The organism is Luteibacter sp. E-22, from assembly GCF_049913125.1.
GTDB lineage: Bacteria > Pseudomonadota > Gammaproteobacteria > Xanthomonadales > Rhodanobacteraceae > Luteibacter.
The window spans coordinates 2,979,471-3,002,777 of record NZ_CP183975.1; the positions used below are offsets into that span (position 1 = coordinate 2,979,471).

Annotated in this window: 21 protein-coding genes; 10 read left to right on the forward strand and 11 right to left on the reverse strand. The window is 65.9% G+C overall.

Going from position 1 to position 23,307, the window contains the following annotated elements; genetic code table 11:
- Positions 1-123 precede the first annotated feature (123 nt).
- From ACN9M2_RS13305 to ACN9M2_RS13315, 3 genes are all read right to left on the reverse strand, one after another.
- Positions 124-1,179, reverse strand: a complete 1,056-nt coding sequence (locus ACN9M2_RS13305) for a glycosyl hydrolase family 18 protein (RefSeq protein ID WP_426285183.1) — start codon at positions 1,177-1,179, stop codon at positions 124-126.
- Positions 1,176-2,789, reverse strand: a complete 1,614-nt coding sequence (locus tag ACN9M2_RS13310) for an alpha-L-fucosidase (RefSeq protein ID WP_426285184.1) — start codon at positions 2,787-2,789, stop codon at positions 1,176-1,178. Before ACN9M2_RS13310 ends, ACN9M2_RS13305 begins: the two co-directional genes overlap by 4 nt.
- 66 nt (positions 2,790-2,855) lie before the next feature.
- Entirely contained in the window at positions 2,856-5,549 is a 2,694-nt protein-coding gene (locus ACN9M2_RS13315; protein WP_426285185.1) for a TonB-dependent receptor, read from the reverse strand.
- 331 nt (positions 5,550-5,880) lie between these two features.
- On the opposite strand from ACN9M2_RS13315, the gene ACN9M2_RS13320 reads away from it, so the two are divergent.
- The 6 genes from ACN9M2_RS13320 to ACN9M2_RS13345 are packed head-to-tail and all read left to right on the forward strand — an operon-like array spanning position 5,881 to position 11,890.
- Positions 5,881-6,906 carry an aldo/keto reductase gene (locus tag ACN9M2_RS13320; protein ID WP_426285186.1) on the forward strand — a complete coding sequence of 342 codons (1,026 nt, stop codon included), beginning with the start codon at positions 5,881-5,883 and terminating at the stop codon, positions 6,904-6,906.
- Entirely contained in the window at positions 6,903-7,742 is an 840-nt protein-coding gene (locus tag ACN9M2_RS13325; protein WP_426285187.1) for an amidohydrolase family protein, read from the forward strand. The genes ACN9M2_RS13320 and ACN9M2_RS13325 overlap by 4 nt, the downstream gene beginning before the upstream one ends.
- A gap of 17 nt (positions 7,743-7,759) precedes the next feature.
- Positions 7,760-8,506, forward strand: a complete 747-nt coding sequence (locus tag ACN9M2_RS13330) for an SDR family oxidoreductase (protein WP_426287925.1) — start codon at positions 7,760-7,762, stop codon at positions 8,504-8,506.
- A gap of 13 nt (positions 8,507-8,519) precedes the next feature.
- The gene (locus ACN9M2_RS13335; RefSeq protein ID WP_426285188.1) at positions 8,520-9,377 is read left to right on the forward strand and encodes a fumarylacetoacetate hydrolase family protein; all 858 of its coding nucleotides are present in this window, start codon (positions 8,520-8,522) and stop codon (positions 9,375-9,377) included.
- A gap of 49 nt (positions 9,378-9,426) precedes the next feature.
- Positions 9,427-10,746 carry an L-fuconate dehydratase gene (locus tag ACN9M2_RS13340; RefSeq protein WP_426285189.1) on the forward strand — a complete coding sequence of 440 codons (1,320 nt, stop codon included), beginning with the start codon at positions 9,427-9,429 and terminating at the stop codon, positions 10,744-10,746.
- A gap of 4 nt (positions 10,747-10,750) precedes the next feature.
- Positions 10,751-11,890 carry an alpha-hydroxy acid oxidase gene (locus ACN9M2_RS13345; protein WP_426285190.1) on the forward strand — a complete coding sequence of 380 codons (1,140 nt, stop codon included), beginning with the start codon at positions 10,751-10,753 and terminating at the stop codon, positions 11,888-11,890.
- On the opposite strand, the gene ACN9M2_RS13350 is transcribed toward ACN9M2_RS13345, so the two are convergent.
- The gene (locus ACN9M2_RS13350; RefSeq protein WP_426285191.1) at positions 11,891-12,238 is read right to left on the reverse strand and encodes an L-rhamnose mutarotase; all 348 of its coding nucleotides are present in this window, start codon (positions 12,236-12,238) and stop codon (positions 11,891-11,893) included.
- Positions 12,235-13,533, reverse strand: coding sequence for an L-fucose:H+ symporter permease (gene fucP / locus ACN9M2_RS13355; protein WP_426285192.1), 1,299 nt, complete (start codon positions 13,531-13,533; stop codon positions 12,235-12,237). Before fucP ends, ACN9M2_RS13350 begins: the two co-directional genes overlap by 4 nt.
- 165 nt (positions 13,534-13,698) lie before the next feature.
- On the opposite strand from fucP, the gene ACN9M2_RS13360 reads away from it, so the two are divergent.
- Positions 13,699-14,472 carry an IclR family transcriptional regulator gene (locus tag ACN9M2_RS13360; protein ID WP_426285193.1) on the forward strand — a complete coding sequence of 258 codons (774 nt, stop codon included), beginning with the start codon at positions 13,699-13,701 and terminating at the stop codon, positions 14,470-14,472.
- Positions 14,473-14,476: 4 nt separating this feature from the next.
- Here ACN9M2_RS13360 and queA read toward each other — a convergent pair whose 3' ends face one another.
- The 6 genes from queA to ACN9M2_RS13390 all read right to left on the reverse strand — a co-directional run bounded on the left by queA (position 14,477) and on the right by ACN9M2_RS13390 (position 20,239).
- Positions 14,477-15,511, reverse strand: coding sequence for a tRNA preQ1(34) S-adenosylmethionine ribosyltransferase-isomerase QueA (gene queA, locus ACN9M2_RS13365; RefSeq protein WP_426285194.1), 1,035 nt, complete (start codon positions 15,509-15,511; stop codon positions 14,477-14,479).
- A 63-nt stretch (positions 15,512-15,574) separates the two neighbouring features.
- Positions 15,575-16,177: a response regulator transcription factor gene (locus ACN9M2_RS13370; RefSeq protein WP_306850354.1), complete on the reverse strand. Its 603-nt coding sequence runs from the start codon at positions 16,175-16,177 to the stop codon at positions 15,575-15,577.
- A complete protein-coding gene (locus tag ACN9M2_RS13375) occupies positions 16,174-17,307 on the reverse strand; it encodes a sensor histidine kinase (RefSeq protein WP_426287926.1) in 1,134 nt (377 codons plus the stop codon). Before ACN9M2_RS13375 ends, ACN9M2_RS13370 begins: the two co-directional genes overlap by 4 nt.
- Positions 17,307-18,533, reverse strand: coding sequence for a sensor histidine kinase (locus tag ACN9M2_RS13380; protein WP_426285195.1), 1,227 nt, complete (start codon positions 18,531-18,533; stop codon positions 17,307-17,309). The genes ACN9M2_RS13375 and ACN9M2_RS13380 overlap by 1 nt, the downstream gene beginning before the upstream one ends.
- A 6-nt stretch (positions 18,534-18,539) precedes the next feature.
- On the reverse strand, positions 18,540-19,331 hold the full coding sequence (locus tag ACN9M2_RS13385) for an ABC transporter permease (RefSeq protein WP_426285196.1): 792 nt from the start codon (positions 19,329-19,331) through the stop codon (positions 18,540-18,542).
- The gene (locus tag ACN9M2_RS13390) at positions 19,328-20,239 is read right to left on the reverse strand and encodes an ABC transporter ATP-binding protein (RefSeq protein ID WP_426285197.1); all 912 of its coding nucleotides are present in this window, start codon (positions 20,237-20,239) and stop codon (positions 19,328-19,330) included. The genes ACN9M2_RS13385 and ACN9M2_RS13390 overlap by 4 nt, the downstream gene beginning before the upstream one ends.
- A gap of 211 nt (positions 20,240-20,450) precedes the next feature.
- Between ACN9M2_RS13390 and ACN9M2_RS13395 the strand changes: the two genes are divergently transcribed.
- From ACN9M2_RS13395 to upp, 3 genes are all read left to right on the forward strand, one after another.
- On the forward strand, positions 20,451-21,953 hold the full coding sequence (locus tag ACN9M2_RS13395) for an aminotransferase class III-fold pyridoxal phosphate-dependent enzyme (protein ID WP_426285198.1): 1,503 nt from the start codon (positions 20,451-20,453) through the stop codon (positions 21,951-21,953).
- Between the two features lie 50 nt (positions 21,954-22,003).
- Positions 22,004-22,318 (forward strand): PsiF family protein, encoded by a 315-nt coding sequence (locus tag ACN9M2_RS13400; protein WP_426285199.1) that lies wholly within the window; start codon positions 22,004-22,006, stop codon positions 22,316-22,318.
- 264 nt (positions 22,319-22,582) lie between these two features.
- Complete coding sequence (gene upp, locus ACN9M2_RS13405) at positions 22,583-23,221, forward strand: uracil phosphoribosyltransferase (protein WP_306850348.1); 639 nt, start codon at positions 22,583-22,585, stop codon at positions 23,219-23,221.
- The last annotated feature ends 86 nt before the right edge of the window (positions 23,222-23,307 follow it).

Here is a 23,307-nt window from a genome sequence, read left to right on the forward strand (position 1 = left end):
GCGGCTCCCACACACCACTATCGCAGTTTTGCGTGGGAGCCGGCTGCCGCATCTCGCTATCGTGGCTTTATGTGGGAGCCGGCTATGCCGGCGATGGCGCGCCGCTACCGGCGCGCCTCTCCCTCACCGCACGGCGTCAGGCAGTTCATCCCAGATCTTCGGATCTTCCGCCCCAAGCACCCAGGCGCAGAAGCCCTGCAACCCGTACTGCTTCGCCACGTCGTACCGGTCACGGAAGGCCCGGGCATCCGGAAGGAACACCCACTCGCGCATCTGGTCGCGGTAGAAGTAGAACCACGACTCGTGTTCCACCGGGTCCCATTGCATCGTCGCGCCGAACTGCTTGGCCAGCGGGAACGACGCATCGGCATCGATGTACTCCGCCGAGATATTCGAGTTCTCCTTGCCGTCCGCGCCCACCGGATTGCCGGCGAACCAGTGGTAACCATAGAGGCCGATACCCAACGACAGCTTCTCCTTCGGCACCACCTTCATCGCGTACTCGAGGTGCTCCATCACCCAGGGCATGCCCGCGACCGGACCGGGCGTGGTCCAGCGCGTATGCTGGTCGTAGGTCATCAGGCAGACCAGGTCGAGCACCTTGGCCAGCTCCTTCAGGTCGTACGCGCCGCGCCAGTACTCCCACATCCACTTGCCAAAGGCGCCGCGGCCGGCATAACCCGGCGCGCTCGGCACGACCGCCATGCTCAACTGGAGGCCGTGCTTATGCAGCGCCTCGTAGGTCTGCTTCGTCAGCAGGGTGAGCGCATCGCGATCCGTCCAGGCGATGTTCTCGAAGTCGAACTGGAAGCCGCTGAAACCGTGCAGCTTCGCCTGCTCGATCATGCTGCCGATCATCGCCTTCTTCGCGGTCTCGCTGGTCAGAAGCGCGTGGAACTTCGCCCGGTCGCCGCCGGCCGAGATGATCGGCATCACCGGCAACTTGTGCGCCTTGGCGATCTTCAGCACGTAGGCGTCGGGGGCGCCCGAAACCAGGCCGTTTTCGTCGACGCCGTACCAGGTCGGCACCAGCACGTCGATCTTGTCGACGTGGGCCTCGAACGAAGCGATCGATTTCTGCGATTCCATCATGTAGAAGAGCGCCACCGGCGCCTTGGCGAATGCGGCGAGCGGCATCCACAGAAGGCAGGCGAGCAGCGCGATGAACGGTCGTTTCATGGGGTGGCCTTGGGCGGGTTCGCCAGCGTGATGCGATACACGTACGCATCGCTGCCGACGGGGTGGGAGGGAAGACGAAGGTGCAGGCCACCGGCATCCTGGGTGAACGGGACGTCGCTGCCGTCGGCAAGCAGTTCCACGCGCGTCACGGCGTCGCCGGGCTGGATCGAATGCACCGTGGCCTTACCCTTGGCGGGCCAGCCCAGTTCGATGGCGTAGAGCTTGCCGTTGCCCGTGGTGAAGCGGAAATCCTCGGCCGTGTACGGCTTGGTCTTGGTGTCCTGGAACGTACCGCCCACCACCTCGGTGGGTCCCTCTCCGAACACGCGCCACGGCTTGCTGCCGTAGATCGCTTCGCCATTGGTCTTCAACCAGCGGCCGACGCTGCGCAAGGTATCCTGCGCGCCCTGCGGGATGGTTCCGTCCGCGCGCGGACCGATATTGAGCATCAGGTTGCCGTTCTTGCTTACCACATCGGCGAGCAGATGGATGATGAAGGCTGGCGACTTGTAGGTATCGTGCTCGATATAACCCCAGGAGTCGTTGCTTATCGAGGTATCGGTCTGCCAGTGCGTGGCGTGGATGCCGGTGAGCTGGCCGCGCTCGATATCCAGCGTGCCCGCGCCCTCGGGAAAGTCGCCAAGCTTGTAGTTCACCACGACGCCGTCGCGTTTCGCGCCGTCGTTGTAGTAGTACGAAAGCATCGTGGGCAAGGTGTTGCGGAACGTCGGATGGCCGATCCACCAGTCGAAATAGATGAGGTCCGGGTGGTAGTCGTCGATCAGTTCGGTCGTGCGCGCGAGCCAGTCGTCGAGCCAGGCTTGCGAGACGTAGGTCCAGTCGTCCGCGAGGTTTTCGTCGTGCTTGCTGAGGTGGTCCACTGCCGGACCGTACAACTCCGCATTCGCCGGATCGTTCACGTCCGAATCGAAATGGCGGCCTCCGTCGAAGAACCAGTCGTGCTCGGCGCGGTGAGACGACACACCGAAGCGCATGCCCTGCCCCCGCACGGCCTTCGCCAGCAAGCCGATGACGTCGCGTTTCGGTCCCTTCTTCACCGCCGTCCAGTCGGACAGCTTCGAGTCGTACATGGCGAAGCCGTCATGATGCTCGGCCACTGGCACGACGTAACGCGCGCCGGCCTTACGGAACAGCGCGGCCCATGCATCCGGATCGAAATGCTCCGCCTTGAACATCGGAACGAAGTCCTTGTAGCCAAAGCGGGACTGCGGCCCGTAGGTGGCCACGTGATGGGCGAATTCCTTCGTGCCCTGCTGGTACATGTTGCGCGAATACCATTCGCTGCCGAACGCCGGCACCGAATAGACACCCCAGTGGATGAAGATGCCGAACTTGGCGTCGTCGTACCACGTGGGTGAGCGATAGGCCTGCAAGGACGCCCAATCCGGACGAAACGGCCCCTGGCCGGAGCCCTTGGCGACCCGATCCAAGATCGCCCGGCGTTCGGGAGCGAACTTCGCCGAGGCCTTCTGCCAGGCCAGGTCCTGGGCTTGCGGCGACACGCTGCCTGCCGTGGGCGCGGTCGCCCCGTCGGCGTGGACAGCGCCGGCCAGCAGGCCCGCCACAAGGAACACCAATCGTCGTCGCATGCGTGGACTCCTTCCGGAGAAAAAGAACCGGCGGCGCCGCAGGGAGGCAGCCACCGCCGGTGCGCGCTAAAGCTTGAAATTCAGGGTCATCGAGTACGTACGTCCGCTCTTGTACTCACCGATCGGAGCGTACTTGATGTCGGCGTACTGGTAATAGGTCGAATCCAGCAGGTTCGTCGCGCTGAGCGTGATGCCGGCCCATGGCGTGATCTGGTACGACGCGCTCAGGTCGAGCTCCTTGTACGCATCGGAAAACACGTTGGAGTTGAGCCGTCCCACCTGGGTGAAGTACGGCGAGCGGCGGCTGTAGTTGATGCGCGCCGACCACGGGCCATGCTCGTAGTACGGGATGATGTTGATCGTGTTCTTCGACAGGTACGGAAGATTGAGCTTGTCGCCGTTGGTCTGGGTCTGCGTGGTGGCCTTGCTGTACGTGTAGTTGGTCTGGATGCCGAAGCCGTGGCCGAGGTCCTGCTGATAGATCAGGGACAGGCCGGACACCTTCGCGTTGGACGCGTTGATCGGCGAGGTCACCGAGTACACGTTGGTCTGGCCGGTGGTCGGGTCGGTCAACGAGCGTTCGGATGTCGTGGTGACGATGTAGCTGTCGATCTTGCGCACGAAGCCCTCGACCGACAACAGGCTGGCCGGCGCGAAATACCACTCCGCCGACAGGTCGAAGTTCGTCGACTGGTAGGGCTTGAGGTCGGGGTTGCCAGCGCTGGCCGTGAAGTTGCCCGTGGCCGCGCCGTTGAGTGAAGTGGCTCCGGCCAGGTCACCGTAACGGGGGCGTGCGATCACCTTGGCCACGGACAGGCGCAGGACCTTGTCCTCGTCGAGGTCATAGGCCACGTTCACCGACGGCAGCGGCTTGTAGTAATGCGTGCTGCTGGAAACGCGGCTATAGGTACCGCCGTCGCTGTTGACGTAGTAGTTCGACGTGTCCTTCGTGTCGACATAGCGCACGCCCACGTTGCCGCGCCAGCTACCGGACTGGTAGTTCATCTGCACGTACGCATCCTTGGTGACTTCGGACACGCCGAACATCGCCGGGTAGTTCGGGTTGAACGGTCCCTGCGGCTGCGACTTGAGGTAGTCGACGACGCTGCTCCGGCTGGCCGTCGGCCAGTCGGTGAGATCCCCGCTGGCATGCAGGCCGTCGAACAGGCCACCGGGAGTCGAACCCGGATCGAAGTCCGTCAGTGAAATGGGATCGGTGGTGTTGATGCGGTTGCCGCGCGATTGCGTGCCGTTGAAGTGGTTGGTGTACTTCACGCCCATCTGGATCTGGTTGATCGGGCCCCACTCCAGGTCGCGCGAGGCGTCGAACTGCGCATAGCGCTCGCGATCCGTCGTCGTCTCGTAGTAGATGCCGCCGGCCTGGTTCTGGCCCGGCAGCGAGGTGTCGCCCGGGGGCGATCCCGCCGGTGATCCGACCAATCCCCAGTTCGCGGCCGAACCGTTCTGGTAGCCCACGCTGGTATTGCGCCCGTCGTATCCGAAGTTGTACCCGCCGTTCTGGAGCAGGTACTTCATGAGGTATTCGGGGTCCTTGCCACCGCCGGCGCTGGTATAACCGACCTGGCTGGTGAACACCCAGGCGTCGCCGTTGAAGTCGTGGCGCAGGTTGATGCTCTTGGTCGAAACCTCGGTCTTGCGGTAGTTCGCATCCAGTTCGGCGTACGGTTGCCCGTTCCCCGTGGTGGAAGACACCGTGCCGGAGGTGATGTAGCCGTTGGCCACGTTGATGTCGGTCAGCTTGTTGAGATCGCCGCAACCGGGGCACACGTAGCGCGATTCGCTGAAGTTGTCGTACTTGCCCTTGACGTACAGACCGGTCAGGTTGAACTCGTTGTGCTCGTCCGGGCGCCACTGCAAGGTGGACTGCAAGCCGTTGCGCTCGCGCGTCTGCTGGAAATACGCGCTGTTGATGCCCACGGGGATCTTCGCGTTGGCGTAGTTCTGGTCGCCCGTGACGTTCGGGTTGCCCGTGATGTTCGCGCCGGTGGTATAGCCGAAGAACTCGATGCCCGCGCGGGAGAGGTTCTGCTTGTCGTGGGTCACGCTGGTGAGGATGCCGAACGTGCTATCGGCGTTCTTCCAGCTCCAAAGCGCGGAGGCGCGCGGATTACCCTCTGCCGAGCGGTCGTTGTAGTTGTAGCCGAGCGAGCCGCGCAGCGTGTTCGCCGGCAGGTCGAGCGGCTTGCGCGTATGGATGATGACCGTGCCGCCGATGCTGCCCTCGTCGATACGGGCCTCGGGCGATTTGTAGACCTCCATCAGGCCGATGATCTCGGGCGAGAGCAGCGAATAGTTGAACGTGCGGCCGCTGGTATCCGTCGGGTTGCCGCCCCAATCGCCCGAGGCGATGGTCTGGCCGTTCAAGAGCACGCGGTTCAGCGCCGCGTCGGTGCCGTTGACGCTGATCTTCTCGCCTTCGCCGAACTGGCGGTCCACCGTGATGCCCGGCAGGTGCGAGAGCGATTCCGCGGCATTCGTATCGGGGAACTTGCCGATGTCGGTGGCGCTGATCGCATCCACGACGGCGTTGGCGTTTCGCTTGACGTCGATCGCCTTCTCCAGGCTGCCGCGATAACCGGTGACGGTCACCGCCTGCAATTCCTCCACGCGCTTATCGGCCGCCTTCTGTTGCGCCGTCTTCGGAGGATCCGCCGGGGCGGGTGTGGCGTCCTGCGCGTGTACGGCCGTGGCGAGTCCACAAAGGATGCTCGCGCACAACAGGGTCTTGCTGATGGTCATGGATGATCTCCCCGAACGCTGTATTCCGGATACACGCCTTCCGCCCTGCCCGGGCAGCGCATGCTTGTCTTGTGGAACCGCGCCGTTGGCGACGGCGCGGGCGTTACCCCTCGCATCCAGCGATGAAACGGACCGGCCCCACGCCGACAACGTTGTCATTTTCCGGATGCAGAAGTTCTTGCGATCCGTTCACTGGCGAACTCAGTATTCAGATATGTTTCAACCGATTCAAGTTGCACTGCAACATTTTCTTGAGATGGTTCAAGGCTCTAGACAAGTTCACATATAAACGTAGTATTTATACCTGCGCAGTAAGCGCCAAGGAGCATTCATGCCATCGCAGCACGCGAGCCAGACTCCCGCCCCACCACCCGGACGCAGGCCAAGGCCGTTGTCCCGGCTGGCATTCGGCGGCGCTCCGGTAGGCAATCTTTACGCCGAGGTGGACGAGGCGGCCGCGCGCCGGACGATCCTCCACGCCTGGACTGGTGGCATCCGTCACTTCGATACCGCGCCCTATTACGGCTTCGGGCTCAGCGAGACGCGCATCGGCGATGCGCTCGCCGGCGTTCCGCGAGACAGCTACACGCTTTCCACGAAGGTGGGACGCGTGATCGAGGACGTCGCGGGTCGGCGCGGCGAAGCCGACGGCTTCGCCGTGGACGGCCGCGCCGCACGCTTCGATTACAGCCGCGACGGTGTGCGACGGGCCCTCGAAGCGAGCCTGCGCCGTCTACGCACCGACCGCATCGACATCCTCTTCCTGCACGATATCGGCGCGCTCACGCACGGCGAGCGTCATCCTCTCGTACTGGCCCAGGCGCTGGACGAGGCGCTGCCTGAAATGGCACGCATGCGCGAGGAAGGCCTTGTCGGTGCCATCGGCATCGGCGTGAACGAAGAAGCGGTGTGCCTGGAAGTGATGCCGCGCTTTCCCCTCGACGCGATCATGCTCGCCGGGCGCTACACGTTGTTCGAACAGGCGGACAGCAAGGCGGTGATGACGCGGGCCCGGGCCGATGGCGTATCCGTGCTGGTCGCCGGTCCGTACAACTCCGGGCTGCTCGGTGGCACCGATGGCCCTGGCGCGACCTACAACTACGCGCCGGCCACGCCCGGCGTGCTCGCGCGGGCGCAACGGTTCTACGATGCATGCGCGCGCACCGGGACCGATGTCGGTGCGGCCGCGCTGCAATTTCCCCTCGCCCACCCGGCGGTCGTCAGCGTCGTCTGCGGCCTGCGTTCCGTCGCGGAAGTCGATGCCGCCCTGCTCCGCCAGCGTGCCGAGATTCCCGCGACCACATGGAAGACGCTGCGCGACGAAGGGTTGCTTGCCGCTGGAGCGCCCACGCCGTGATCGTCGATGCACACCGCCACTACTGGGACCCTTCGCGGCTCGATTACGCATGGCTGGCCCATGCACCGGCGGCGCTGCGCCGCGCCTTCCTGCCAGGCGACCTGCCCGCGAACGCAGACGCTTGCATCCTCGTCCAGGCCGCGCCGGACGAAGCCGAGACGCGCTTCCTCTTCGAGCTTGCCCGCGAGATGCCCGGTGCCATCGGCGTGGTGGGATGGGTCGACCTGGAAAGCCCCGATGTCGAAGACCGTCTCGACCGCTTGATCGCCGATGGCGGCGGCCTGCTCCGTGGCGTCCGGCCCATGGTGCAGGACATTCCCGATACGAACTGGCTGGCGTCGTCGTCGCTCGACAGCGCGTTCGGCCTCATCACCGAACGCGGCCTCGTCTTCGACGCGCTGGTCGACAACCGGCACCTGCGCGCGCTCTACGAACGACTGGGGAAACATCCCGGCCTGCGCGCCGTGATCGACCACGCCGCCAAGCCCGACATCGCCGCCGACGGGTTTGCCGAATGGTCCGGCGCCATCGCGCGCCTCGCGCAGATGCCCGATGTGTATTGCAAGTTCTCCGGCCTGCTCACGCTCACCGGCCCGTCGGCCGATCCGGTCGCGCTGGAACCCTACGCCGCCCATTTGTTCGAGACGTTCGGCGCCGCGCGCCTCATCTGGGGCAGCGATTGGCCCGTGCTCACGACGCACACCACCTATGGCGCGTGGAAGACGTGCGCCAGCGAACTCGTTCACCGCCATGCGCCAACGGCGGCGGACGCGGTATTCGGTGGCAACGCGCTAACCCTCTACTCGGCCCACGACGCATCGAGGAACCCAGCATGACGATTCTCTCCCGCCCCATGAGTGGCCGCCTTGCAGGGAAGCGCGCACTGGTCACCGCGGCCGGTGCGGGCATCGGCCGTGCCACCGCCCTGGCCTTCGCCGCCGAAGGCGCGACGGTGCTGGCGACCGATATCGACGAAGCGCAACTGGCCAGCCTGGCCGCCGAACACCCGAACGTGAAGACGCAGCGCCTCGATGTGACCGACGCGGCGGCGATCGCCAGCGTCGTGGCCGCCGCAGGGGCGATCGACATCCTCTTCAACTGCGCGGGCTACGTGCACGCAGGCACCCTGCTCGACACCGACGACGACGCATGGCGCCGTTCCTTCGCGATCAACGTGGACAGCATGTTCCACACCTGCCGCGCCGTACTGCCCGGCATGCTCGAACGTGGCATCGGCAGCATCGTGAACATGTCCTCCGTCGCCTCCAGCATCAAGGGCGTACCGAATCGCTTCGCCTATGGCAGTACCAAGGCCGCCGTCATCGGCCTCACCCGGTCCATCGCCGCCGACTACGTGGCGCGCGGCGTGCGCTGCAACGCCATCTGTCCCGGCACCGTGAAGACGCCTTCCCTGGTGGCGCGCGTACGTGCGCTCGGAGGCGATGAAGAAGCCGCATGGCGCGGCTTTACCGATCGCCAGCCGATGGGCCGGCTGGGCGAGCCGCGCGAAATCGCCGCGCTGGCCGTCTATCTGGCCTCCGACGAATCGTCATTCACCACCGGCACCGTCCACGTCGTGGACGGCGGCTGGTCGAACTGAGGAACGCACTCCGATGAAACTCGTCCGTTTCGGCGCGCCCGGCAAGGAAACACCCGGCATCGTCGATGACAGGGGCCAACTGCGCGATCTCTCCGGCGTGGTCACCGATATCGCCGGCGACGTGCTCGGCAATGCCGGGCTGCGCCGCCTTGCCGCCATCGACCCTGCGACGCTTCCCATCGTGCAAGGCGAACCACGCCTGGGCACGCCGGTCAGCGGCATCGGCAAGATGATCTGCGTGGGCATGAACTACGCCGACCACGCCGCCGAAACCAACGCGCCGGTACCCGAACAGCCGGTGCTCTTCATGAAAGCGACCTCCGCCATCGGCGGGCCCAACGACACCGTGGTGATTCCGCGCGGTTCGGTGAAGACCGACTGGGAAGTGGAGCTGGGCGTCATCATCGGCGAGGTCACCCGCGACGTGCGGGTCGACGAAGCGATGGCGCACGTCGCCGGCTATGCCGTCATCAACGACCTGTCCGAACGCGAATTCCAGCTCGAGCACGGCGGCCAATGGGTGAAGGGCAAGAGTTGCGACACCTTCGGCCCCATCGGCCCCTGGCTGGTCACGCGCGACGAGGTGGCCGATCCACAGAACCTGTCGCTCTGGCTCGAAGTCAACGGCCACCGCTACCAGAGCGGCAATACGCGAACGATGGTGTTCGGCGTGGCGCAACTGGTGAGCTACATCAGCCGCTACATGACGCTTATGCCGGGCGACGTCATCAGCACGGGCACGCCGGCCGGCGTCGGACTCGGCCTCAAGCCGCCCACCTACCTGAAGCCCGGCGACGTCATCGAGCTGGGCATCGAAGGGCTCGGCCGCCAGCGCCAGGACGTCGTGGCGCACCCAGGCCGCCCGTCCTGAATTCCATTGTTACGGATCGATACGTCGCCGGCTAAGGAGGCCGGATCGCATGGTGAAAATTACGGCGCTGGACACGTTCGATGTCCGCTTCCCGACCTCGCTCGACCACGACGGCTCAGACGCGATGAATCCGGACCCGGATTACTCGGCGGCTTATGTGGTCCTCCGCACCGATAGCCCGGACGGTCTCTCGGGCTACGGGCTCGTGTTCACGATCGGACGCGGCAACGACGTGCAGACCGCCGCCCTCGCCGCGCTGGAACACATGGTGGTCGGCCGTCCGATCGAGGACATCGTCGACCGCCTCGGCGACTTCGCGCGCGAACTCAATGGCGACTCGCAACTGCGCTGGCTCGGTCCCGAGAAGGGCGTGATGCACATGGCCATCGGCGCGGTCATCAATGCCGCCTGGGATCTGGCATCCCGCCGCGCAGGCAAGCCGCTGTGGCGTTTCATCGCCGACATGACGCCAGAACAACTCGTCGCGCAGATCGACTTCCGTTACCTCACCGATGCGCTGACGCCCGCACAGGCGCTGGCTATCCTCCGCGAGGCCGAGCCGCACAAGCAGGCGCGTATCGCGCAACTGGAAACCGAAGGCTATCCCGCCTACACCACCTCCCCCGGATGGCTCGGCTATTCGGACGAAAAGATGCTGCGACTCGCGCGACAGGCCGTGCAAGATGGTTTCCGCACCATCAAGCTCAAGGTCGGCCTTAGCGTGGAGGACGATATACGCCGCTGCCGGCTGGCACGTGCCGTCGTGGGCCCGGACATCGCCATCGCCGTCGACGCCAACCAGCGCTGGGACGTGGACACCGCCATCGAATGGCTGAAACCACTGGAGAACGTAGGCCTCGCCTGGGTGGAGGAACCGACCAGCCCCGACGATGTGCTCGGTCATGCCGCCATCCGTCGCGCCGTCGCGCCCACGCCCATCTCCACCGGAGAACACGGGCAGAACCGGGTGATGTTCAAGCAGTTCCTGCAGGCGGGCGCGGTCGATCTGATCCAGATCGATGCCGCGCGCGTCGGCGGCGTGAACGAGAACCTCGCCATCCTGCTGCTGGCGGCGCGTTTTGGCGTCCGCGTCTTCCCGCATGCCGGTGGCGTAGGCCTGTGCGAACTCGTGCAACACCTGGCCATGGCCGACTTCGTGGCGATCACGGGCAAGAAGGAAGACCGCGCCATCGAGTATGTGGACCACCTTCACGAGCACTTCGTCGATCCGGTACGGATCGTGCACGGCCGCTACATGGTGCCGACCGCACCGGGCTTTTCCGCCCAGATGCATCCGGATTCGGTCACCGACCACCTGTTTCCGGACGGGCTCGTCTGGCGGGAGCTATCGCTGACGGTGGACGGCTGAACGCATGAAGCCGGTCACCAACATCGCCGACCTGCGCGATCTTGCCCGGCGCCGCGTACCCCGGGCGTTCTTTGAGTACGCGGATCGCGGCGCCTACGACGAATCGACGCTTCGCGAGAACCGCAGCGCGTTCGAGCGCCTGCGCTTCCGCCAGCGCGTGATGCGCGACGTGGACGACCGCTCGCTCGCCACCACGGTGATGGGCCAGGCGCTGAGCATGCCACTGGCCATCGCGCCAACCGGTCTTACCGGACTGCAACACGGCAGCGGCGAGATCCATGGCGCACGTGCCGCCGCGAAGGCCGGCATACCGTTCTGCCTCAGCACGATGTCGATCTGTTCCATCGAGCAGGTGCATGCCGCCACGGACGCGCCGTTCTGGTTCCAGGTCTACGTGATGCGCGATCGCGGCTTCACCCGCGAACTCATCCGCCGCGCACATGCCGCGGAATGTTCGGCGCTGATGCTCACCGTCGACCTGACCGTGCAGGGGCAGCGCCACCGCGAGATCAAGAACGGCCTGTCCGTGCCGCCGAAGATCACCCTGCGCAACCTGTTCGACATCGCGAGCAAGCCGCGCTGGGCGTGGAACGTGCTGCGTGCGCCGAGCCGGTCGTTCGGCAACCTCGATGGGCATATCCAGGGCGCGGACAGCCTGACCACGCTGGCGCAATGGATCGCCAGCCAGTTCGATCCGACGTTGAACTGGAACGACCTGGCGTGGATTCGCGATCTCTGGCCCGGCAAGCTCATCCTCAAGGGCATCCTCGACGCCGAGGACGCCCGCCAGGCCGTTGTCCATGGCGTGGACGCGATCGTGGTTTCCAATCACGGCGGACGCCAGCTGGACGGTGCGCCGGCCAGCATCGATGTCCTGCCGTCCATCGTGGACGCCGTCGCCGGCGGCACCGAGGTCTTGCTCGACAGTGGCATCACGAGCGGACAGGATCTGCTCAAGGCGCTTGCGCTGGGCGCGCGCGCAGGGCTGATCGGCAAGGCCTTCCTCTACGGGCTCGGCGCGGGCGGTGAAGCCGGCGTCACGCAGGCGATCGAGTTGATTCGCAGGGAGTTGAGCGTGACGATGGCGCTGACGGGAACGCTCGACGCGGCGAAGGTGTCGCCGGATATCCTCTGGCGCGGGTGATCAGCCGCAATCGGCCAGGTCGAAGATCTGCCGCATCGGCACCCACTTCTGCCCGGCTTCCGCCCAGGGCAACGGCTGCTGGAAGGTGGACATCAACGCCTCCCACGCCTGTACCCGTTCGCTTGCCGCGTCGGCCGCCGCCTTGGCCCCGGCATCGAACTCCGGCCCCACGCGCATCAGCATCGTCAACCGGTTCCCGGTGCGGAAGATGCGCATGTCCCGAATGCCCGCGTCGCGGATCGAGCGAACCACTTCCGGCCAGATGAATTCCGCCTGGTGCCAACGCTCGTATTCGGCGATCGAGGCGGGATCGTCACGCAGGTCGAGCGCGAGGCATTGCCAGGTCATGCGAGCGCCTCCTGGCTCCTCGAGCGCCGCCAGGCGAAGAGGAAGATCGCCACGAAGCAGAGCATCGGCACCAGCATCGCGTGGGCGATGCCGAGGCGATCGGACGTCGCCCCCATCGCCGCGGTGACCACCGCGCCACCAACGATCGACATCACCAGCAACGACGCGCCGAACTTGCGCTCGGTGTCGCCGCGCCCTTCGACGCCGAGGGCGAAGATGGTCGGATACATGATCGACATGAAGAAACTCGAGGCCACCAGCGCATAGATGCCGACACTGCCGGGGACGAAGGCCGCGGTCGTCGCCAGGACGACGTTGACCAGGGCGAAGGTACTGAGCACGCGCGCCGGCCGCAGGTACTTCATCAACGCGGCACCGGCGAAACGGCCGGCCATGAAACACAGCAATCCCGCCGTGATGAAATTGGCGGCGGCCTTGTCCGCCGTTCCCGGCATCGTCGCCTGCGCGTAGCGGATCATGTAGCTGAAGATGGCGACCTGGGCGCCCACGTAGAAGAACTGCGCGGCCACCGCCGACATGAACCGGCCATCGCGCAGGAGACGGCCGAGCACGCCCCGCTCCACCACCGCGCTTCCGTCCCCGCTCGATGCCGTGCGCGGAAAGCGCGTCACGGCGATGATGACGGCCCACGCGATCACGCCCAGGCCGATCACCAGGTACGGCATCTGTACCGCCGCCGCCTCGCTCTTCATGTAAGCCGTGCGCGCCACCGCGTCCATCGCCGCGAGTTCCGCGGGCGAACGTTCCACGCCGGTGAAGATGAAATGCTGGCCGATCAATACGCCGGTGATCGAGCCGAGGGGATTGAATGCCTGCGCCAGGTTCAGCCGCGACGCCGCCGACTCGCGCGGCCCCAGCAAGGTGACATACGGGTTGGCCGAGGTTTCGAGGAAGGCGAGTCCCGCCGCGATCACGAACAGGCCCACGAGGAAGGTCGCATACGTCGCCGTGGCCGCGGCAGGCCAGAACAGCAAGGCGCCCGCGCCGTAGAGCAGCAGGCCGAACACCACCGCCGCCTTGTAGCCATAGCGGCGCATGAAGACGCCAGCGGGTATGGCGACGAGGAAATATCCGAGGTAGAAAGCGCTCTGGACGAGCCCGGCCTGGAAATCCGAGAGGGTGAACGCTTTCTTGAACTGTGCGACGAGCACGTCGTTGAGGTTGTTCGCCACGCCCCAGAGAAAGAACAGGCTGACGATCAATGCCAGCGGAAACAACGGAGCCCGTGCGGGCGGGCGCGCGGCGGACACCTCCAACGGCGTGTGCAGCTGCATGCGTGTCTCCTCTACCGTGGCTGGCCCCATTGTGCAAATATGAACTTATAATTCACCTGCATAACAAGCTGCGCTGCAACATAGCCGTCGACCGCCGCGTGTGCGCCTCCGCGCATGGGGCAGGCTAGACTCGTCCGGCCATCTTCGTCACCGCCACGGAATGCCATGCCTACAGATTCGCCGAAGTATCGCGCCCCCGCCCTCGACAAGGGCCTCGACATCCTGGAGTTGCTCGCCAAGGCGACGCAGCCCCTTTCCATCGCCGAGATCTCCGACGGCGTCGGCCGTTCCCGTGGCGAAATTTTCCGCATGCTCCAGGTGCTAGAAGAAAGGGACTATATCTCCCGGCCGGACGGTGAAGGCTCCTATTCGCTTACGCCACGCCTGTTCCGCCTCGGCATGGAGCAGCCGCCGGTGAGGAACCTCGTGGAAACGGCCATGCCGGTGATGCACCGCCTCGCCGACGAGATCGACCAGTCTTGTCATCTCGTGGTGCCCTCGCAGGAACAGATCGTGGTGATCGCGCGCGTCGACCCGCCTGGCGAAACCGGCCTCGTCGTCCGCGTGGGACACCGCCGCCCGATATCGCATTCCGCGTCGGGCTACGTCCTCCTGGCCTGGCAGACCGACGACACCCGCGAGCGCTGGTTCCGCACCATGCTCGATCACGAGCCCGGCCTGAAGCGCACGCGTATCGAGAACACCATCAAGGAAGTCCGTGGTGCCGGCCTCGCCACCATACCCAGCGAAGTGGTGGATGGCGTGACCGATCTTTCCGCCCCGATCATCGAAGGCAACCATGCCGTCTGCGCGCTGACCGTGCCCTTCATCGAACGCCGCGGCGCGAAGATCGACATGAAGGCCACCGCGCGTTTGCTCGTGGCCGCCGCGGCCGATATCTCGGTCGACCTGTCGCACGGGTCGCCAGGCCAGCCTTAGCGTCTCAGGCGGGCCTTGGCGGCATGATCAGCATGGCGTCGCCGTAGGAGAAGAAACGGTAACGCTGCAGCACCGCGTAGCGGTAGGCGTCCAGGATCACCTCCTTGCCCGCCAGCGCCGATACCAGCATCAACAGGGTCGATTGCGGCAGGTGGAAGTTGGTGATCAACGCATCGACGCTGGTGATCTTGTAGCCGGGGAAGATGAAGATCTGCGTCTCACCGGCGAACGGGCGCAGCACGCCTTCGACGGTGGCGCTTTCCAGGGCGCGGACCACGGTGGTGCCCACGGCCACGACGCGGTGGCCCGCCGCGCGGGTCGCGCGGATCTTCTCGACCAGCCCCGCGCCCACGTTCAACCACTCGCGATGCATCACGTGGTCGCGAACGTCTTCGGCGCGCATCGGCTGGAAGGTGCCCGCGCCCACATGCAGGGTGACATAGCCCATTTCCACGCCGCGTGCCCGCAGCTTCGCGAGCAGCTCTTCGTCGAAATGCAGGCCGGCGGTCGGTGCCGCCACGGCGCCCGGCTCGCGCGCGAACACGGTCTGGTAGCGCTCGGTATCCACCTCGTCGGCACCGCGTTCGATGTAAGGCGGCAGGGGCATCTCGCCCAGGCGTGAAAGAAGGCGCTCCAGCGGCTCCTCGCTTTCGAAACGCAGCAGGAAGAATTCGCCGTCGCGACCCAGCACGGTCACCATGCTGCCGTCGGCGAGCTCGATGCGTCCGCCTTCCTTCGGCTTCTTGCTGACACCCAGCTGCGCCCTCGCCTCGTGCGCCCCCGTGACCCGCTCGATGAGGATCTCCACCGCGCCACCGGATTCCTTGCGTCCGTAGAGGCGGGCCGGGAGGACACGGGTGTCGTTGAACACCAGCAGGTCGCCGGGTTGGAGCATTTCCGGCAGTTCGGCGAATTTACGGTCCTTCTTCGTGTGCGCCGCGACATCGATCACCAGCAACCGGCTTCCCGAGCGCCGGACCAGCGGGGCCTGCGCGATGAGTTCGGGCGGAAGATCGAAATCGAAGTCGGATTTTTTCACGGGGACAACCGGGGCGGAGCGACGGATGGGAGATTATCGCCCATCGCGTGGCCGCCGGTGCCCCTAGAGCCAGCCCTTCTGCCGGGCCAGGCGATAGGCCTCGATCCGGTTGGCCGCGCCCAGCTTGCCGATCGCCTCGGACAGATAGTTGCGAATCGTGCCGTGCGAGAGGTTCAACTGGGCGCCGATCTCGCTGGCGGACTGTCCTTCACCGGCCAGGCGGAGCACCTGCCGTTCGCGGTCGTTGAGCGGATCGGCATCCGACCATGCCTCGAGCGCCAGTTGCGGATCGATGGCGCGACCGCCGCGATGCACGGTCCGCAGCGCCTCGGCCAGGTTCTCGGCGGGCGCATCCTTCAACAGGTAGCCACCCACGCCCGCATCCAGCGCACGGCGCAAGAAACCGGGCCGGGCGAAGGTGGTGACGATGATGACCTTCACCGGCAACTCGTGCCGGCGAACCCGCTGGGCGATCTCCAGGCCGGTAAGCCCCGGCATCTCGATATCCGTCACCAGCACGTCGGGCTTGAGCCGCTGGAGTTCGCGCCACGCCGATTCGCCATCGGCGGCGGAACCGAGCACTTCGATATCCGATTCCAGGCTGAGCAGCGCGGTCAAGGCACCGCGAACCATGGCCTGGTCTTCGGCAAGCAGCACACGGATCATGCGAAACCTCCCGCCTGCCGGGCATGGGCGGGGATGCCGATCTCGAGCGCCGTTCCCTGCTTCGCCGGTGAGTCGATGGCGAGGCGTCCGCCAATCTGGCGCACGCGCTCGCGCATGCCGGATACGCCATTGCCGTGCGCGGCGAGGCCGCCGCAGCCGTTGTCCACGATGCGCATCGAAAATTCCTGTCCGTTCCGGGTAATGATCACGCGCGCCTCGGTGGCACGCGAATGGCGATGGATATTGGTGATGGCCTCGCGCAGCACGAGCGCCAGCGACGCCTCCGTCTGCGCGGGCAAGTCGAGTCCGTCGGGCAACTCGACGCTCAGGGCGATACCCGAGGCTTCGAGCATGAGCCGCGCCGATACGAGTTCGCTGGCGAGGTCGCCGGCGCGCAGGCCCGTCACCGCGCTACGCACCTCGGCAAGCGTATGCCGCGCCACCCGCTCCACTTCCTCCATTTCCTGCTGCGCGCGTGCGGGATCGGCCAGGGCCAGGCGTTTCGCCAGCTCGGACTTCAACGTGATGAGCGACAGCGTATGGCCGAGGAGGTCGTGCAGGTCGCGGCCGATGCGCTCGCGCTCGGCCAACGTCGCCAGCCGGCGAACTTCCGTTTGCGACAAGCGCAACTCGGCGTCGCGCCGCGCGCCGCGCACATAGAGATAGTTGCTGAATCCGGCCATGAGGCCGACGCCGAACACGACCAGCACGTGCACCATCGGTACATGGAAAGCGTAGACCCAACCCAGCGTGAGCAGCGTCGCGATCGCCACGCCGAGCAGCCACGCCCGCGCCCGCCGGGCATAGGCGAGCAGGGTCACGCCGATCACGACGTAGCCGATCGATACCGGGTTCACCGCCCACACGACGAAGCCGAGCGCCACGATGGCGCCGGCATGGAACGGCAGGCGCGACAATGGCGCCACGAACACCGCCACGTAGCAGACCAGGTAGACGGGTATCGAGGCGAGCGTCGGACCGAGCCACGTCCAGTCGAACCCCTTCACCGCGAGCGGGGCCTGGATCAGGGCGATAAGCCAGAACACCTGCAAGCCCGCCTGCCAACGCAGGTACACCGGCGAACGCAGGCCGCCGAGCAGGGAATCCGGACGCGGCGGGGGAATACGCATCACGAGGCCATCCTGCCCGTCCCCGCCGGAGGCAGCGCCGCCGCCGCGGCTACGGCCCGGGACAACAGGCGATCCGTCGGCGTCAACGGCACCTCGATGCGCAGGAGCGTGCCTTTCTGCCGGCTCGATTCGAAAGTGAGCGTGCCGCCGAGTGCACGCACGCGCTCGCGCATGCCGCAGATGCCATTGCCTTCGCCGCCGTCCACGCCCCGCCCGTTGTCCTTGACGGTCATCGTGCAGGCGCGCGTGTCCATGGCCACCATCACTTCCGCGCACGACGCGCCGGCATGACGATGGATGTTGGTCACGGCCTCGCGCAGGACGAGGGCGAGTTCGGCGTCCACGCGCGCGGGAAGCACGGGCATCTCACTGGTGTAGATGAAATCGATCATGGCGGTGTTGAGCAGTAGCCGCGCCGCCGCCAGTTCGGCGACGACCCCCGAGGCGCGGATACCGGTCACCGCCGAACGCACTTCCGCCAGCGCGTCCCGCGCCACCTGCTCGGCTTCCTCCATTTCACGCCGTGCCGCCGCGGCGTCGCGGTCGAGCAGGCGGCGCGACAACTCCAGTTTCAAGGTGATCAACGACAGCGTGTGGCCAAGCAGGTCGTGCAGGTCGCGGCCGATGCGCTCGCGTTCCGCGGCCGCGGCCAGCCGGCGGACCTCGTCGTGCGACAGTTTCAGTTCGGCGTCGCGTTGCGCGTTGAAGCGGTAGATGACGTTGACCGAGCCGACCGACAACGCGATGAAAGACAGCGTGGCCATGACCGCGAACGGCCACGACAGCAGAAACCATGCCGTGGCCATGAAACCGGCGATCACCGCCGCGATGCCTATGAAGCAACGCTTCGGCGCCCCATCGAAACCCATCATCGCGCAGGCGTAGATCACATAGCAGGCGCCGCCGCTGGTGTTGAACTTGAGCGTGGCATATCCCATCAGGGCGACGGCGACCGCGTACAGCCTCGCCTCGCGTATCGGACGCACGTAGCTCAGGCCGTAAAGGATCAGGAATAGTGGAAAAGTGATGGCGGTCGCCAGGACCCAGTACGGACGGAGCTTTTCGGCGAAGACGAGATCGCCGAAGACGTACACCGTCCAGACGAGGTGGAACAGGCTGCCGATCCGCAGCCTCGGCTTGTCGCGGTAGCGGTTCCAGAGCGAATCCGGGGCTGGCTGGAACCACGAGGGAACCATGGGAGTGTCCGTGGAAAGGCGTGCGCTCATGCTACTTCAACCGTGACGGCGCAAACGATGCGCCGCGATCCCCGCGAAGGCGATCGTGAAGCCGGCCAGGACGGCCACGTGCGTGGCGTTTCCGCCCTCGCCCAGCCCCACCGCCGAAAGCGCGAGCCGGTCGAGATGGTAGGCGGGCCACAGCGGCGCGATCGACTGAAGGAAGGGCGGCATGACCGACAACGGAATCCACAGGCCGGAGAGGAACGCCATCGGCAGATAGATGAGGTTGACCACGCCGGGCGCGCCCTGCCCTTTCACCAGCGTGCCCAGCAGCAGGCCCATCGCGGAGAACGGCAGCGAACCGAGCACCTCCACGCCGAAGAACATGGCGGCGCGGGAAGGCGGCAAGGCGGCGCTGGCGACGAAGATGGCCAGGCACAGCAGGATCGCCGAGACGATCGCGGCCACGAGCAAGGCCATGCACATCTTGCCCAGGAGGTACGCTCCCGGCGGCATCGGCAAAGCGCGCTTCAACGTCAGCAAGCCGCTGTCGCGTTCCAGTGCCAGCGATACGCCGAAGCCGAACAGGCCCGGCGCCATGACGCCAAAGGTGCCATAGGAGGCCAGCAGGTAGCGCGGCGCGTCCGCGCTGTTGGCATGGCCGAGGAAGATGCCGAACATCACGTAGAACACCGATGGAAACAGCAAGGTCGGCAGCAGGAAGCCGGGGTTGCGCAGGTAGCGCAGGCACTCGGCTTTCGCCTCCTGCACGTACGCATCGACGAGACGTCCCGGTGTCATGGTAATCGCGGCGGCGCGGTCGATGGCGGTGTCGATGGCGGTCATGCAGCCTCCTGTGCGGCATCGGCGTCGCGGGCGATTTCGGTGAAGGCCTCGGCGAGGCCGGCGCGCTGCACTTCCAGCTCCGACAGCAAGGGGTCGGCGTGCAGTAGTTGCCTTACGACCACCTCTGCCTGGGTGGTCGCGATCGCCAGGCGATCCTCCCGGGCCTCGACCGAGGCGACGTCCGGCCAGCCCGCCACGATACCCGGATCGAGCGAGGTCAGGCAGCGAATCCGCCGCAATGCCACGCGCGCGCGGAGCGCATCCACGCTGCCCTCGGAGACGACCCTGCCCTTCGCTATCACGCAGACGCGGTCCGCCAGCGCCTCGGCTTCCTCCAGGTAATGCGTCGTCAGCACCACCGCGCAACCGCCGGCCACGAGCTGCCGGATGGCCGCCCATAGCGACTGCCGTGCCGTGATGTCCATGCCGACCGTCGGCTCGTCGAGAAAGAGTATTTCCGGGCGCCCGGCCATCGCCATGGCGAACTGGACGCGTCGTTGCTGGCCGCCCGAGAGGGCGCCGTAGCGGCGGCCGAGCAGGTCGGCGACTCCGGCGAGGGCCGCGCACTCGGCCAGCGGGCGCGGGTCGGGGTAATAGCTTGCCGTCAGGCGAAGCAGTTCGCCCACCTTCAACGTCGCCGGCAGGTTCGCCGCCTGCAACATCACGCCGATGCGCCGGCGCGGGGCGATATCCTGTGGATCTTCGCCGAACAGCGTCACGGTGCCACTGTCGGCGCGATGCAGGCCCAACAGCAGGCCGATGCATGTGCTTTTGCCGGCGCCGTTCGGGCCCAGCAGGGCCAGCAGTTCGCCGCGGTGGATGTCCAGGTCGATGCCGTCGAGCGCGACGACCTCGCCGTAACGTTTTCCAACATGTTCGAGGCGTGCGATGCGAGTGTGGTTGTTCATGTGCCCTCCCTTGCGTCGCAACATATTCCAGCGCAAGTCCTTGGCGGCAGTCGCTTGCGTCATTGTGCGGATGTGACAAGCGTCACCCGGGGGTTACGCGGCCAAAACCCGCATGATATGCTGACCGAATAATCCCTTTACATATAGATACTTAGCGGCCACTTAGGGATTGAATCGAAACCGGGCCGCGTCACCAGTCGAGGAGTGGGTTATGGGCGTCATCGATCTTCTGCGCGCTATGCGCGACTTCGGCGGCACGCCGCGCACGCGCGGCCTGCCGGATGAAACGATCGAGCGTTTCGCCGCGATCGACCCTTCCCTCGTTCGCGCCATCGAAGACGCCGTGGCCTATCACCAGGCCTTGCGCGCCGAGTTCGGCGACCTGCTTCGTCTGGACGAGGCCGAACAGATCCAGCGCGTGCAATCGTCCCTGGTCAACTTCTATCCCGACGACGGCGTGAACCCCTATGTGCCGGCCGCCGCGCGCGGGCCATGGATCGTGACGCTGAAGGGCGCCGTGCTGCACGACAACGGCGGCTACGGCATGCTCGGCTTCGGCCACAATCCCGAGCACATCGTCGAGGCCATGTCGCGTCCGCAAGTAATGGCCAACGTCATGACGGCCAACGTCTCGCAATTGCGCCTGTCCGACGCCTTGTTCAAGGAACTGGGCCGGACGCGTGGCGGCAGCCCTTATTCGCACTTCATGTACCTCAACTCCGGATCGGAATCGGTCACGCTGGCGGCGCGCATCGCCGACGTCAATGCGCGCCTGATGACGGACCCGGGTGCACGCCATGCGGCACGCACGATCAAGCGCCTGGCCGTGAAGGGAGCCTTCCACGGCCGCACCGAACGCCCCGCACTCTATTCGGATTCGTCGCGCCGGAACTACCAGCAACACCTGGCGAGCTTCCGCAACGAGGACAGCCTGATCACGGTCGAGCCGTACAACGTGGCCCAGTTGAAGGCGGCGTTCGCCGAAGCGGACCGCCAGGGCTGGTTTATCGAAGCGATGTTCCTCGAACCGGTGATGGGCGAAGGCGATCCGGGCCGCGCGCTCACGCCGGAGTTCTACGCCGCCGCGCGCGAACTCACGCGCGAACACGGTACCTTGCTGCTGGTCGACTCGATCCAGGCGGGTCTGCGTGCACACGGCGTCTTGTCGATCGTGGACTACCCAGGCTTCGAGTCGCTGGAGGCGCCGGACATGGAGACCTTCTCCAAGGCGCTCAACGCCGGCCAATACCCACTTTCCGTGCTCGCCGTGACCGACCGCGTGGCGGGCCTGTACCGCAAGGGCATCTACGGCAATACGATGACCGCGAATCCGCGCGCGCTCGACGTCGCCGTGGCCACGCTGCAGGAACTCACCGACGAGGTCCGCCGCAATATCCGCGAACGCGGCCAGGAATTCGTCCGCAAGGTCGAAGCGCTGAAGGGTGAGCTTGGCGGCCTGATCACCAAGGTGCAGGGCACGGGGCTGCTGTTCTCCTGCGAGCTGGCGCCGGAGTTCAAGTGCTACGGCGAGGGTTCCACCGAGGAATACATGCGTGAGCGCGGCATCGGCGTGATCCACGGCGGCGCGAACTCGCTGCGCTTCACCCCGCACTTCCGCGTCACGAGTGCCGAGGTCGACCTCATCGTGGACGAGATCCGTCACGCATTGAAGGAAGGCCCGCGCCGCTCGGCCTCGTCGACGAAGGCGGCCTGACCGGCGTAAGCTCCACCGGCCGGATTGCCGGCGTCACGTAGGGGTTAGCTATGCGTACGCAGCTTCGTGTCGTTGTCGTTGCCTCGCTCCTCGCTTTCGCTGCCGGCGCGGTCGCCGCGCCGCAGCAAGCACCCGCCAAGAAGGACCTCACGCCGCAACAGCAGCGTATGAGTACGTGCAATTCGCAGGCCGCCGGCAAGAAGGGCGACGAGCGCAAGACGTTCATGAGCAGCTGCCTGAAAGGCGAGTCACCGGCGAAGACCACGCAGCAGGACAAGATGAAGTCCTGCAACAAGGACGCCTCCGCGAAGAGCCTGAAGGGCGATGAGCGCAAGGCGTACATGAGCACCTGCCTCAAGGGCTGAGCAGTTGGGCGAAATGGCCCGCTGCCGCGGGATCGCCGACAAAGTCGGCTCCCACCAGACTCTCATGCCCGGCTGTGGGAGCCGCTTCAGCGGCGATGGGTGCTTGCCTCACCCTGGCCCGCTGCCTCGGGATCGCCGACGGGGTCAGCTCCCACCAGAGCACGAGGTGACATGGTGAGAGCCGACCCTGTCGGCGATGCTTCGAGGGCGGCCGGTGCTGGCCATGCGACAATTCCAGCATCGCTGCCGCCGAATCCGTGCCTCATGAAAATCGTCGAAGTCCGCCATCCCCTCATCCAGCACAAGCTCGGCCTCATGCGCCGCGCCGGGATCAGCACGAAGGAATTCCGTGAGCTCGCCTCCGAGGTCGCGGCACTGCTGACCTACGAGGCCACGGCGGACATGGAGACCGAGTGCAAGACCATCGAAGGCTGGGCGGGGCCGGTCGAGGTCACCCACATCAAGGGCAAGAAGGTGACCATCGTGCCGATCCTTCGCGCCGGCCTCGGCATGCTCACGGGGGTCCTGGAAATGATCCCGGCGGCCAAGGTCAGCGTGGTCGGCCTGCAGCGCGACGAGGAAACCCTGGAGCCGGTCGCCTATTACGAGAAGCTCAGCGGGGGCATGGACGAACGCACCGCGATCATCGTCGATCCCATGCTCGCCACCGCGGGCACCCTGGTCGCGACCGTCGACATGCTCAAGGCCGCCGGCGCACGGAAGATCAAGGGCCTGTTCCTGGTCGCCGCGCCGGAAGGGCTGAAGCGCATCGAGGCCGCCCACCCCGACATCGAGATCTACGTGGCCTCGATCGACGACCGCCTGAACGAGCTGGGCTACATCCTCCCCGGCCTCGGCGACGCCGGCGACAAGATCTTCGGGACCAAGCAAAAACCGTCCTGAGCCCCCGGAGTCGCCGTTTCCGTCACATCCCGCTGTCATAAAACTGAGGCACACTCCGCCAGCGGACCGGCAGGGGAACGTCACGT

Excerpts from the sequence above, each read along its gene's own strand:
- ACN9M2_RS13305 (WP_426285183.1), bottom strand. The coding sequence starts at position 1,179 with ATGAAACGACCGTTCATCGCGCTGCTCGCCTGCCTTCTGTGGATGCCG.
- ACN9M2_RS13310 (WP_426285184.1), bottom strand. The coding sequence starts at position 2,789 with ATGCGACGACGATTGGTGTTCCTTGTGGCGGGCCTGCTGGCCGGCGCT.
- ACN9M2_RS13315 (WP_426285185.1), bottom strand. The coding sequence starts at position 5,549 with ATGACCATCAGCAAGACCCTGTTGTGCGCGAGCATCCTTTGTGGACTC.
- ACN9M2_RS13320 (WP_426285186.1), top strand. The coding sequence starts at position 5,881 with ATGCCATCGCAGCACGCGAGCCAGACTCCCGCCCCACCACCCGGACGC.
- ACN9M2_RS13330 (WP_426287925.1), top strand. The coding sequence starts at position 7,760 with ATGAGTGGCCGCCTTGCAGGGAAGCGCGCACTGGTCACCGCGGCCGGT.
- ACN9M2_RS13335 (WP_426285188.1), top strand. The coding sequence starts at position 8,520 with ATGAAACTCGTCCGTTTCGGCGCGCCCGGCAAGGAAACACCCGGCATC.
- ACN9M2_RS13340 (WP_426285189.1), top strand. The coding sequence starts at position 9,427 with ATGGTGAAAATTACGGCGCTGGACACGTTCGATGTCCGCTTCCCGACC.
- ACN9M2_RS13345 (WP_426285190.1), top strand. The coding sequence starts at position 10,751 with ATGAAGCCGGTCACCAACATCGCCGACCTGCGCGATCTTGCCCGGCGC.
- ACN9M2_RS13350 (WP_426285191.1), bottom strand. The coding sequence starts at position 12,238 with ATGACCTGGCAATGCCTCGCGCTCGACCTGCGTGACGATCCCGCCTCG.
- fucP (WP_426285192.1), bottom strand. The coding sequence starts at position 13,533 with ATGCAGCTGCACACGCCGTTGGAGGTGTCCGCCGCGCGCCCGCCCGCA.
- ACN9M2_RS13360 (WP_426285193.1), top strand. The coding sequence starts at position 13,699 with ATGCCTACAGATTCGCCGAAGTATCGCGCCCCCGCCCTCGACAAGGGC.
- ACN9M2_RS13370 (WP_306850354.1), bottom strand. The coding sequence starts at position 16,177 with ATGATCCGTGTGCTGCTTGCCGAAGACCAGGCCATGGTTCGCGGTGCC.
- ACN9M2_RS13375 (WP_426287926.1), bottom strand. The coding sequence starts at position 17,307 with ATGCGTATTCCCCCGCCGCGTCCGGATTCCCTGCTCGGCGGCCTGCGT.
- ACN9M2_RS13380 (WP_426285195.1), bottom strand. The coding sequence starts at position 18,533 with ATGAGCGCACGCCTTTCCACGGACACTCCCATGGTTCCCTCGTGGTTC.
- ACN9M2_RS13385 (WP_426285196.1), bottom strand. The coding sequence starts at position 19,331 with ATGACCGCCATCGACACCGCCATCGACCGCGCCGCCGCGATTACCATG.
- ACN9M2_RS13390 (WP_426285197.1), bottom strand. The coding sequence starts at position 20,239 with ATGAACAACCACACTCGCATCGCACGCCTCGAACATGTTGGAAAACGT.
- ACN9M2_RS13395 (WP_426285198.1), top strand. The coding sequence starts at position 20,451 with ATGGGCGTCATCGATCTTCTGCGCGCTATGCGCGACTTCGGCGGCACG.
- ACN9M2_RS13400 (WP_426285199.1), top strand. The coding sequence starts at position 22,004 with ATGCGTACGCAGCTTCGTGTCGTTGTCGTTGCCTCGCTCCTCGCTTTC.
- upp (WP_306850348.1), top strand. The coding sequence starts at position 22,583 with ATGAAAATCGTCGAAGTCCGCCATCCCCTCATCCAGCACAAGCTCGGC.